The 11,271-nt window shown below is 56.6% G+C and carries 12 protein-coding genes; 1 reads left to right on the top strand and 11 read right to left on the bottom strand.

Annotated elements, in window-relative coordinates:
• Window positions 1–11: 11 nt before the first annotated feature.
• From ABJF76_RS13915 to ABJF76_RS13865, 11 genes are all read right to left on the bottom strand, one after another.
• On the bottom strand, window positions 12–875 hold the full coding sequence (locus ABJF76_RS13915; RefSeq protein WP_413820028.1) for an ABC transporter permease: 864 nt from the start codon (window positions 873–875) through the stop codon (window positions 12–14).
• The gene (locus tag ABJF76_RS13910) at window positions 875–1,777 is read right to left on the bottom strand and encodes an ABC transporter permease (RefSeq protein WP_413820027.1); all 903 of its coding nucleotides are present in this window, start codon (window positions 1,775–1,777) and stop codon (window positions 875–877) included. Before ABJF76_RS13910 ends, ABJF76_RS13915 begins: the two co-directional genes overlap by 1 nt.
• Before the next feature lie 54 nt (window positions 1,778–1,831).
• Complete coding sequence (locus ABJF76_RS13905) at window positions 1,832–3,166, bottom strand: ABC transporter substrate-binding protein (protein ID WP_413820026.1); 1,335 nt, start codon at window positions 3,164–3,166, stop codon at window positions 1,832–1,834.
• Window positions 3,167–3,208: 42 nt separating this feature from the next.
• Window positions 3,209–4,240 (bottom strand): ABC transporter ATP-binding protein, encoded by a 1,032-nt coding sequence (locus tag ABJF76_RS13900; protein ID WP_413820025.1) that lies wholly within the window; start codon window positions 4,238–4,240, stop codon window positions 3,209–3,211.
• Window positions 4,237–5,679: an L-fucose/L-arabinose isomerase family protein gene (locus tag ABJF76_RS13895; RefSeq protein WP_413820024.1), complete on the bottom strand. Its 1,443-nt coding sequence runs from the start codon at window positions 5,677–5,679 to the stop codon at window positions 4,237–4,239. The genes ABJF76_RS13900 and ABJF76_RS13895 overlap by 4 nt, the downstream gene beginning before the upstream one ends.
• Before the next feature lies 1 nt (window position 5,680).
• Entirely contained in the window at window positions 5,681–6,409 is a 729-nt protein-coding gene (locus ABJF76_RS13890; RefSeq protein ID WP_413820023.1) for a GntR family transcriptional regulator, read from the bottom strand.
• The gene (locus tag ABJF76_RS13885) at window positions 6,406–7,302 is read right to left on the bottom strand and encodes a tagatose 1,6-diphosphate aldolase (RefSeq protein WP_413820022.1); all 897 of its coding nucleotides are present in this window, start codon (window positions 7,300–7,302) and stop codon (window positions 6,406–6,408) included. The genes ABJF76_RS13890 and ABJF76_RS13885 overlap by 4 nt, the downstream gene beginning before the upstream one ends.
• Entirely contained in the window at window positions 7,299–8,318 is a 1,020-nt protein-coding gene (locus ABJF76_RS13880) for a dihydroxyacetone kinase subunit DhaK (protein WP_413820021.1), read from the bottom strand. The genes ABJF76_RS13885 and ABJF76_RS13880 overlap by 4 nt, the downstream gene beginning before the upstream one ends.
• Window positions 8,315–8,854 (bottom strand): DAK2 domain-containing protein, encoded by a 540-nt coding sequence (locus ABJF76_RS13875; RefSeq protein ID WP_413820020.1) that lies wholly within the window; start codon window positions 8,852–8,854, stop codon window positions 8,315–8,317. The genes ABJF76_RS13880 and ABJF76_RS13875 overlap by 4 nt, the downstream gene beginning before the upstream one ends.
• A complete protein-coding gene (locus tag ABJF76_RS13870; RefSeq protein ID WP_413820019.1) occupies window positions 8,844–9,689 on the bottom strand; it encodes a sugar phosphate isomerase/epimerase family protein in 846 nt (281 codons plus the stop codon). Before ABJF76_RS13870 ends, ABJF76_RS13875 begins: the two co-directional genes overlap by 11 nt.
• 67 nt (window positions 9,690–9,756) lie before the next feature.
• Complete coding sequence (locus tag ABJF76_RS13865; protein ID WP_413820018.1) at window positions 9,757–10,908, bottom strand: hypothetical protein; 1,152 nt, start codon at window positions 10,906–10,908, stop codon at window positions 9,757–9,759.
• A 183-nt stretch (window positions 10,909–11,091) separates the two neighbouring features.
• Here ABJF76_RS13865 and ABJF76_RS13860 point away from each other — a divergent pair.
• A partial coding sequence (locus ABJF76_RS13860) for a hypothetical protein (protein ID WP_413822593.1) occupies window positions 11,092–11,271 on the top strand: 180 nt, incomplete at its 3' end.

The raw sequence follows: 11,271 nt of genomic DNA, 5'->3' as shown, positions 1-11,271 counted from the left end.
TCGAACCCTTTCTAATTGCCAAAGCCTTTGCCAAAAGCCTCTTCTTTGATGAACCGTTCCGTGATCAGCAACAGGATGATCCCCGGCACCGTCACAACCAGTGTTATCCCTGCCGCTGATGCATCCAACGTTCCGCCGGAGATCTTTGAGAACAGCAGCGTCGGCAAGGTCACGATCTTGCCTTGCCCCATAAAGAACGTGAGCAGGAAGATGTTGGTGGAGACTAGAAACGTAAACAGCGCCCCTGCCACCACACCGGGCAGCAACATGGGCAGCGTCACCATCCGCAATATCTGCCAGCGGCTCGCGCCAAGGATCATCGCCTGTTCTTCAAAATCGCGTCCCAAGCCCTGATAGACCGCCGTCAACATGCGGATCATATACGGGATCGTCGGGATCAGATGCACAATGATGATACCGGTATAACTGCCCGCCAGCCCTATATGGATAAAGATCATCAGCAGCGCGATGCCAATGGCGGCCTCTGGCACGATCAGCGGCATGGAAAGGAAAAACTCAAATGCCGGTTTGCCCTTAAAGTTTTCGCGGGCCAGCACGCGGGCGGCAGGCAGGCAAATGATCAGGCAGATCACCGTGACAACGCAGCCTATGTAGATGGTATTCAGCGTCGCCTCCCACACCTGGCTATAGGGCGAGATCACATAGTCCCAGGCCAGCGGCAGGATCGATTTCTCACGTTGTTCCAGCCACCATGTGCCGGGCAGAAGGTCCGGCCATGCCCAGCGGAAAGCAAAGCTTTGGATAATCAGCGGAATGAACGGGCCAAGGATGAACCCCGCCACCAGCAGCAGATATAGCTTTTGGTACGGGCCAAGGCGCTCGCTCAGCGCAACGGAAGAAGCCTTACGCGCCATCAGTTCCGTCCGATCCGGCGTTCATAACGGCGATAAAGCGCGAGGTAGCTATAAAGAATCACCCCCGCCACCAATGCGATGGAGACAACCGTTGCCATGCCTTGCAATTGCAATGTGTAGTCCGCGTCGTTGAAATAGCGCCATGCCACGACAGGCAATGTGTCAGGAAAGCCCCCGCCTAAGATGAACGGAGCCTCGAATGCCCCTATGTTAAAGGCGAAGATGATCAAGGTGGAAGAGATGATGCCCGGCAGAATCTGCGGCAGGGTTACCTGAAAGAAGATCTGGCGTTTGTTTGCCCCCAAGATTGCAGCCGCCTCTTCGGTTTCGCGGCCCACGCCAAGCAGAACGGCATAGATCGTCAGCGCCACAAAGGGCGTCTGTTTCCAGACATAAACAGCGATAATACCCCACCCCATGTGGGTTTTCAGGATCTGCGGGAATTGGCTCGGGTCATCAATAAACCCTGTAAAGGCCATGAGCCGGGACAGCATGCCGCCGTTGCCCAGCATGATCACCGCCAGCGCAATGCCCACGGTGTAGGGGATCATCAGCGGCAGTTTGTAGAGATATTTATATAGCGTCTTTGAGGGGAACGTCCGCACCATCGCCAGCGCCAGCAGAATGCCGAAGACCAGCGACACCAATGTCGCCACAATGGCATAATAAAGCGTCAGCCCTAGCGATTTCCAAAAGAAAACATCGCCCCAGAGCGCCGCGAAATAGGAAAAATCCGGGAATGTATTGACCCCAAACCAAGGGGCAAAGCCCAAGGACTGCGCCACGCCCAGCACCAATGCGCCGCCAAAAAGCACAACCAAGACCGTCATCACCGGCAACAGCTGGATCCACATCCACGCGCGTTCGCGCCGGTGGCGGGCAAGTTCTTTGGTATCAGCCACGTTTCATCCTTAGGAAATAAGGCCCCGGCGTTTCACCGGAGCCTCGCTTGCGTTTTACTTTAGGTTGGCCACAGCGTTGGCCACGATGGTCTCAATGCTCTCGGAACTGTCGCGCTCGATATACTCAAGCCATGTCGCTTCGATCACATCCACGAGTGTCGCGTTGGTATCTGGTGCTGTGTTGGCATCCAGATCAGCCTGCGTGACGCCCACCAGACCGGGGGAGGCCGCATCAAGTTTAGCTGAATCCTCAGCGCTCAGACGCCATGGGTCGATGCCCGCAGGCATGCCTGCGATCTCAAGCTTAGTGGCTTGGCTGTCCACGGAGGCCATGTAGTTCGCCATGACCATCGCTGCCGCCGGGTTTGGCGCGTTGCCGGGGATCACAAGATAGTTCTTGTTTTTGATCATGTTGCCTTCGGGAAAGACAAACTGTTCCGCCCCTTCGGGATACGTGCCGTCGCGCAAACCCGTGGCCACACCGAAGAGACCAAACTGACAGGAGAAATCAATCTCGCCGTTCAAGAACAGGCCATCCAGCGTCTTAGGATCTTCGGGATAACGGGCTGTGCCCCCTGCCCCAAGCAGATGTGGTTCAAGCGCCTTGAGGTATTCCATACCCGGCGTGATCAAGCGCGCAAGTTCAGCGGCACCCATCTCGTCAATCGATGCTTGGAACGGAACCGCGCCATTGCCATCAGGATTATGAGCATACATCGCGGCTTGAACGAATGTGTTGCCGACGAAATGCGGTGGCTTCACATAAGCGAATTTGCCCGGATTAGCCTCCAGATAGCTCTTCATCGCAGCAAAGGTGTGCGGAACATCTCCAGACACACGGGCCGTATTGACCGAACAGACATACTGCTGACCTGACCACGGCATTTCTGACGCGTTGGTCTCAACACCAAAGTCACGCAAGTTTAACAAAGCGCGCGGATCTTCAGGGTTCCATTCAATGTTGGTCGAGTTCGGCAGTTTGTCCGCAAAGGCACCCATCAGGGCGTCTTGCCGTTTGAGGGTGGCAAAGTTCTCACCATTGACCCAGATCGCGTCAACGCTGCCTTCGCCCAGACCCTTACCAGAACCTTTTTCGGCCAGCACCAGATCAACCGCATCCTTCGTGCCGGTTATCCGCACGGGATTCAGCTTGACCCCTTCGGCAGCCAAGGCAGGCACTGCAACGCTGTCCATCCAGATGTTAATTTTGTCGCTGCCGCCCCAATAATAAAGGTTGATCTCACCTTCATCCTTGGCGCGCGCTTGCACGTCTTCCCAACTGACGTTGCCGGCAACAAAGCCGTCCCGGAATGCTGTGGCGTCTTGCGCAAATGCGACCCCCGCCATCAGGCTGCCGATCACCGACAAGCTTACTATTGTCTTTTTCATCGTGTCTTCCTCCTCCGTTTTGATCTTTCTTGGTTATGGTTTTTAAATGATCCAGATGCGTTCGGGCGGGATGGTCAGCCAAACCGGTTGGCCGATCTCCACCATGCGGCGCGACTGTTCGGTGACTTGGATCGTCTCTCCGCCACAGTCGACGGAATAGGTGATGTTGGCGCCAAAAAACTCGCGGGCGGTGATCCGCCCTTGGATGATGTTCGGCTCGCCCGTGACTTCATCCAGATGTAAATCAATCGCCTCACCGCGTAGCATGACATGCGATTGGCCGTCGGTTGCCGTGTCTTCCAGCGTCAACGCACCAAAAGCAGCCGTTGCCGTATTGCCCGCTATTGTGGCTTCAAAGACATTCGTAGCCCCCATGAAATCCGCGATCTCAATGCTATTGGGCCGCTTGTAAAGCGCATCAGGCGCGTCATATTGCGCGAGGTTTCCATCAAAGATCACGGCCACACGGTCCGCCAGTTCCATCGCTTCAATCTGGTCGTGGGTCACAAAAATCGTTGTGATCCCAAGGCGTTGTTGTAGTTCTCGGATAAATCGCCGCATCTCTCCGCGCAGCTTGGTGTCTAGGTTCGCCAGTGGTTCATCCATCATCAGTACGGACGGATTGGTGATCAAGGTGCGTGCAATCGCGACGCGCTGCATTTGCCCCCCCGACAATTGCGCAGGAAAGCGGTGACGGAATTCTTGCAACTGCACCACGTCGAGGATCTCTGTCAGGCGTTTATCAATCTCTGCCTTGTCTGTGCCACGGACCTTCAGCCCAAACATGACGTTCTTTTCAACGGTCATATGCGGAAACAATGCATAGCGTTGGAACACCATACCCACATTGCGCTTTTGCACGGCGACTTCGGACACGTCTTCGCCATCAAAACAGATCTGCCCGGCGGAGGGCACTTCAAGCCCTGCGATCATCCGCAAAGTCGTCGTTTTGCCACAACCCGAGGGGCCAAGAAGCGCAACCAACTCACCCGATTTTATATCCAGATCAATATGCGAGATGGCGGTAAACGCGCCAAAGTCCTTGCGAACACCTTTGAGTTGGACTGCTGTCAAAACGAGGCCCCCTCTGGCAATCCATCACGGGCCGTGATCACAGGTAAAGCGCCCATCCCGCACCATCCGGCGAATTCCTCAAATGCAGCGCGGTACAGCCCGGGCACAAGGATGAAATGATGCTCCAACCCGTGCTCCATCACCGACGTCACCACATCGCGCGCCGAACAATCCCCATTTGCACTGGAAAACCCGCCAATCCACCCACGGCACCCGGTAAACCCCGGCGCGGGTCCTTCGGCCACTACGCCCTCAACCGCAAAACGCGCCGTGCCGTGGCGCGACACGCGAATGACCGTGCACTCGCCATGAGCAAATTCATAATCCGCAATTGCGCCATAGATCGGTCCGGCCTCGGTCCCGCGCCCAATCATCGGGTGATTGATCCACGCCACATCGTCTTTTGCCATGTAAAGTGGCCCGCCGCCGCCATGCCACATCAGAATCTGGTCGCGCTCAAAGTCGGGCGAGGTCATGTCGAGCAGACACCCGACCTTGCCCGTCAGTGATTTGGCAACCAATTGTGTAACCGCCCCCAATATGTCTCCCTCTGAGGCCACAGGCAGGCCATCGTTTTCCTCTAGCCAGCTAAAGGCTGCACCGGGATGCATGCCGGGATGGTCCTGCAATGCAGGCCAATCCGACACCGTAAGCGCGTCATAGCCCCCCTCCGTCGCGATCGCCCGCATTGCCAGTGACGCACGCGCCGTCAGTGCCATTTGCGCATCCGACACGCCGCGCACCTCGGCAGCTTTGGTCATCGCCGCTAGCTCGGCCTCCACATCCGCCTGAGACTGCGCGGCCATGAGGTCTGTCATGTGGTGAATGTCGATATGTTCACACCAAACACCCAACTGGCGCATCAACGTATCGGTCGATACTTCCATATTGTAAAAGGTCATCGCCAGCCCGCCGATCACTCCGATTTTGGCACCCTCCAACGCTTTCTTCGCTGCCAACGCGTGGATTGTCTGGCCCATCCGCTGCGCCAGTGCGGCCTCGCCCGGAGCACCCAAATACCACTGCACCGGGCTGGTGCTTAGGTCTCGTACGCCGCGCGCGATGGACATGGTCATGTTGAGAGAGACAAAATTATTTAGCTGAATGTCGTCCACTAACGTCGGCTCGGGCGTCGCCCAAACGCCCATGGGCAGCGGCGAACGCGCCACCTCGCGCGCCACGTCCCCCATTGAAAAACCACCGTGCAACAGCAGCAGAAAATCAGCACCCTGCGCCTGCACATCTGCGACAGCATTGCGTGCTTCGGCCCCGTTCATTGGGATATCTTTGGCCACCACAACCCGCGCGCCAAGTGTGCTGGCCAGTTCTTCTAACCAGTTTTGGCAAGCCTCAAACACCCCGTGCTTTTGCGGGAAATAGCTGGGCAGTGAAGCCTTTATTAGGCCAATGGTCAGCGGCATATGCTGTTCCTGTTTCATGTTATGCAATCTGCCTTGGGGCGGGTCCGGCAAGGTCAAAACTAATCGGTCCTTGGCGATAAACCAGATCAAAGAAAACCGCGTGACCGTCCTTGTCAAAGGCAGTGCAGGCCTGCGACAGGATCGGAGTTTTCTCCGGCACTTCCAACCTGTCTGAAACGTTTGCGGTCGCCAACAAGCTATCTAGCGTTTCGCACGCCGTGGTCCATTCCAACGCAAAATCCTGCTGTAGAATACGCAGGATAGACTGGTTTTGGCCGGTTTCTGGAAAGTGCGCGGCATTGATCTGCGGCACAAGACGGCGCGGGATCCAAGTTTGGGTCAACATGCGCGGCTCACCGTCCACCGTGCGCAGACGTTCAACCATTGCCAGAGGCTCGTCAAACAGCGCGCCGACCTCAGCAGGGATGCCTTTGGCTGGTGTCTCAATCCGCAACAGTTTTGCCCCGGGCACGCGGCCCTCAAAAAGCACTTTGTCAGTAAAACTAACCAGACAGGTCGAAGCAGGTGGCGATAGCGTCGCCACACTATATCCGCTCCCCTGACGAGACGTCAGGAATCCCGCGCGCACCAGCATTTCCAGCGCCTTTCTTACCGTCACCCGGCTGACCTCAAAGGCTTGGGACAGCTCCCCCTCGGTCGGCAAACGCATGCCAATCGCATATTGCCCGCTGTAGAGTCGTTGCAGGATCTTGTCATGCACAACCTGATATTTCGGGGCGAGGTTCACGTGATGGTGTCTTTCAATTCGGCCAGTCGATCGCGGCCAGTGGCCTTCATCCAACGTTCCATCGCGACGGGACCTTCAGCGCAGAATAACCCGATGGCATCGCTCCAGATCGCGCGACCACACATAAAGCCTTTGGCGTTCACACCAGCGTCCCGAGACATTTTCAGCGCATCCCGGAACTGTTCAAACGTGACACCAGCACTGAGGTAGAGCAGCGGAATGTCACCCGCAGCCTCAGCCGCATTTGCAAATGCGGCCTTTGCTTGCGCCTGTGACATCGTGCTGCCGATCTGCGCGAAATTCACCGGGATTTCGACTTTCAGGAAATCAATATTGAACTCTGCTGCCGCAAATCGCACCGTTGCTGCACGCACCAATTCAGGTTTCGCTAGCGCATATTCCGCCGAGGCTCCATCTGGGATCGCGCGGTCATAAACGATGGGCTCAAACAAAAACGTCACCCCATTGGCACGACACTCGGCCCCAATCTTTGACACCAGATCAGCCTTGCGTTGGTTCAATTCAGCTGGATCATTGGGGCCGTAATACAGGAAGAATTTCAGGATCGGCACGTCCAATCCGGGGTAGTCCGAGACCTTTAGATTATCGGGCAGTTTGGTAATCCGGTCCTCATCGACGATGTGATAGACGTCCGCCTCATAGGCCAGCATTTTGGTGCAAGTTGCGTCGTATGATGGCAGTAATTCCCGCCCCAAAGCCGCATCGACCAGCATGGTTGAAGCATACGGGCTGAGCGTTTCCACAACGATGCGTTTGAAGGTGAACAGATCGTCATCGCGCGCCTGCGCACCGCGCCCCTCACGCAACGCAGCTTCAAGTCCGCTGCCTTGGTCAACCGCCACTCCAAACACTGGTCCCTCTGAAAACGTCATGACTGCTCCAATTTTATGGCAGGAAAGTAAGGTGTGTCCGACGGCGCGCACCACAGGGCCAACATGTCTTCCGTTGGTTCAAGGAACGAGATCGAAAATCCACCCATTTCCTGCGTTGTCACGTAACTGCCGATCATAGGTGCAATCGCAGTGATGCCCTGTGACGCCAACGCCTTGCGTGTTTCTTCCCAGATCGTGAGCAATTCCATTAGCGTGGTTCCGCCCATGCCATTGATAATCACACAAGCGCGCGACCCCTTCGACATAGGGCGATCGGCCAGCAGTTTTTCAACCATCTGCCCTACAAGCTGGTTGACCGGTCCCACCTTAGCACGGCCCACACCCGGTTCGCCGTGCACGCCCATCCCAAGGAAAATCTCATCCTCTGGCAGGCTGAACATCTTTTGACCCGTCAGCGGTGATACCGGCGGCGTCACAGCAGCGGCCAGCGTGACCAACCTGTCGCGCACCGCCTCACCTAGCGCCACAAGATCCTCTAACGATCGCCCTTCCTCAGCAGCGGCCCCAAGGATCTTGTAAATAAACATCGTTCCCGGTGCGCCGCGACGGTCTTGTTTGCGTTCCGGCGGGGCTGCAGAAATGTCATCATACATCGGCAACGGCACGGTTTTCAGACCAAGGTCGTTGGCCATCATCGTGGCCGCGCGCCCGTTGATCATGTCCCCCGAATGCTGCGAGATCAGCAGAATCGATCCCGCCTTGCCGGTCAGCTCATTCAAGCCGTCTAAGATCAGATCGGCAGAGGGGGCCGCAAAGACATCGCCCACAATGTTGGCGTCCAACACGCCCTGCCCCACAAACCCCATCGCAATGGGTTCATGGCCAGAGCCATTGCCGATCAGCAACGTCACCTTTTCATCCGCATCTTTGGTATGGGTGGCACGCTTGATCACGCGCGGATCATTGGTGCCGCGCATCACCTGCGGAAAGGCACTGACAAACCCGTCGAGCATATCCTCAACCATGGTTTCTGCGCTGTTAAAGAGCTTTTTCATGCAGCCACCTCGCGCAGCACTTCAAGGAAATGCACCACGGATACCGCTCCGGGATCCAGATGCCCGCGCCCGCCGTTCTCGACATATTGCGCACGACCACGGCGCGCAGAAAGGTCTTTCGTGCCATCCCGTCCCACCATGGCAGCCGCAATTGCGGCCTCCAGCCCTCCAGAACCAAGCGCGTCTATCGCCGGGCTTAGCGCATCCACCATGCTCTTGTCGCCTACTGCGACTTCACCCAAATCGCAAATTCGTGCACAGGCCCGCGTCAGCCTTTCGTGCAGCGTCGCATTCGTTTCCAAATGCGCCTCAATCTCCAACAGGATCAATCCAAACAGCGTCCCCGAGGCCCCGCCAGAAGCCCGCATAAAGGCTTTGGCCCGCGCCCCATCTGCTGCCGTCTCAGCCTTGGTCAATCCGCGCAACATTGTGGCCCCGTGATCACCATCCCCAATCGCCGCATCCAGCGCGTTGAGTTGGTCCACCTCAACCGCAAACCGTTTTTTAAGTGCTAAGAAGAACGGTTCAGCCGACATCGCCAAACACCTCTTTGAGATAAGCCAGCGTGTTGGTCGCCGCCACCGTCGGATCCGGCTCAATATCCCGCCAAATGTTCAAATCGCGGCTTGAGCTATGCCCCGCCATCACAAACATCTCAGCCACAACCCACTTGTCATAGCCGATGTCAGCCAAAGCCTGCGCATCAGCAGCAAAATCATAGCGCCCGGACCCCGGCTGCCCACGATCATTGTCTGAGACATGATAATGCACCAACGTTTCTCCCGCGGCGCGCAAGGCTGCGGGCGGGTCTTTCTCTTCGATGTTCATGTGAAAACTATCGAGCAATACGCCGATGTGATCAGACCCACAGGCACGTGCAATCGCGCAGGTCTCAGCCGCGGTTGAGGTCAGATCCCCCTCAAAGCGGTTTAATGCCTCAATACCCAGCGTCACTCCTTCGTCCCTGAGCACGCTGTCCACGCGCGCCAAAGTTTCGGCAGAACGGGCCGCACGTGCAGGTTTATTTGCCGGATCAAAAACACCCCAAGGGGCCGCAACCACACCGGCCAAACCTTTTGCACCCAGCCGCGCTGTCACCTGAATGGCTTGCGTTAACACGGTAACCGCATTGTCACGTACGGCAGGATCATCAGACGTCGGGTCTGCCTCTGGTCCCAGCCCGGTTGAGCAGGTCAGCTCCAACCCGCACCCCTCAGCCTGCGCGCGAATTTCGTCTGCACGGTCCAGACCGATGCCGAGCAAAGACAACTCAACCCCGTCGTATCCGATCTTTGCAGCTGTCTTAAAAATGGGGGCCGGATCATCTGTCCAGGCTTGCATCCAAAGCCCTGCGTGAATTCCAAACTTCATTGCAGCACTTCCCCCCGGACCGCGATACATCCACATTAGTAGTAACAAATTAGACCTGTCAACAATCCTATGACGGCCTGTCCGATTTGACGAACCCCGACACCAGCCAGAGGCTGAGTGCGGCGAGCAAGATGCACAGGATCAGTGAAATGTGCACATTGCCTGTCACATCCATCAACCACCCTGCGCTCCACGGGCCCAGCAATCCAGCAACGCCCCAGCCGATGAATACCCATCCAAAAGAACGCGAAAATGCAGCACCACTGACCTGCGATTTCACCAACAACGGCATGGTCGCCGCAAGTTGACCGTAGGCAAAGGCGACCAAAAACAGCAACCCAACAATCACACCCGGAACGGAGGTAATAACCAACGCTCCAAGCGTGATCATCGACAGCACCAGCGCCCCTATAATCGCCCGCGCCGGTCCGAACCGACCAGCGGTGATCGCCGCGCACAACCGTCCAAGCGTATTGCCAATCGCCGCCAAAAAGATCGCGAGGCTGGCAAGACCGATCCCATCAGCGCCGCGCGGCAGGATTTGCGACGCAAAGCCCAGCACGATCAGGCCTGAACAAGACCCCGCAGCAAAGATAATGCCAAGCGTTACAATCATTTTGTCAGGTATGATCATCGGCTCTGGCCGCGCTTGACCGTCCTCTTCCAAAGCAGGAAATGGCCGCATTACCAACGCCAGAACAGCTACAAAGGCAAGGCAAACCAAGGCTGGTGCAAGTGACCACAGGCCCCAGCCCGCTGCCGTCAACCAGACATGTGCTGGCCCAAACACCGCCCCGCCAAGTCCAAAGGCCGCAACGCTGAACGGAACGAGCACATGCGCAGCCACGGATGCTGAGGCCGTTGAAATCGCATAGTTATAAAGCGCACCCGCGACGAAACCAAAGCAGAGCCCATAAGACAGAACAAACCCCGCAAACCCCACGCTTGCCCCTGTAATGCTCAAGGCAAGGACCGAGAGGCCCGCCAACAGGCTCAGCCGATAGCGCGCTGATATGTGTGCGAACAGATATGGCCCCAGCAAGACACCCAACGTGAAGCTCAATAACGCTAGCGAAAACACCATTGAGGCAGAGGCATTGCCGACTCCAAACTGCGCGCGCACCGTGGGCAGGTAGCCGGACCAGCCATAAAGGCTCCCGCCACCAAAACACGCCAAGATGGTCAGTCCTGAATAGGCTTTGCCCGCCGCAAGAGACATGATCAAACACCCCCAATCTGCAAAGCACTTACGGAAGAAATTGCATCTACCATCCGCGTCTGAAATCAGAGATTTCACCGCGTAAACGATGCAACGTAAGTCGGAGTTTCCCAGAAGTGCTTATAACAGACTTGTAGGAACAAATTTACTGAGTCAATCTCTACACGAAAGAGAGGAGACAGTTTGGTCCTTGTTATCGGAGCTGCGCAGACGCCGTTTAACCGGCGCAAAGACGGATCATCGTTTCGCGATTGGGCGTGTGACGCATTTGGTGCGGCGCTCGCTATGTCGGGGATCAACCGGGATGACATAGACGCGCTGATCGTAGCGTCGGAAAGCGATTTCTTTACGCTACAGCTTAAT

It is taken from the genome of Tateyamaria sp. (assembly GCF_039940735.1).
Classification (GTDB): domain Bacteria; phylum Pseudomonadota; class Alphaproteobacteria; order Rhodobacterales; family Rhodobacteraceae; genus Tateyamaria.
The sequence above is the reverse complement of the archived record's forward strand: the minus strand, read 5'-3'. Positions and strand labels throughout refer to the sequence as shown.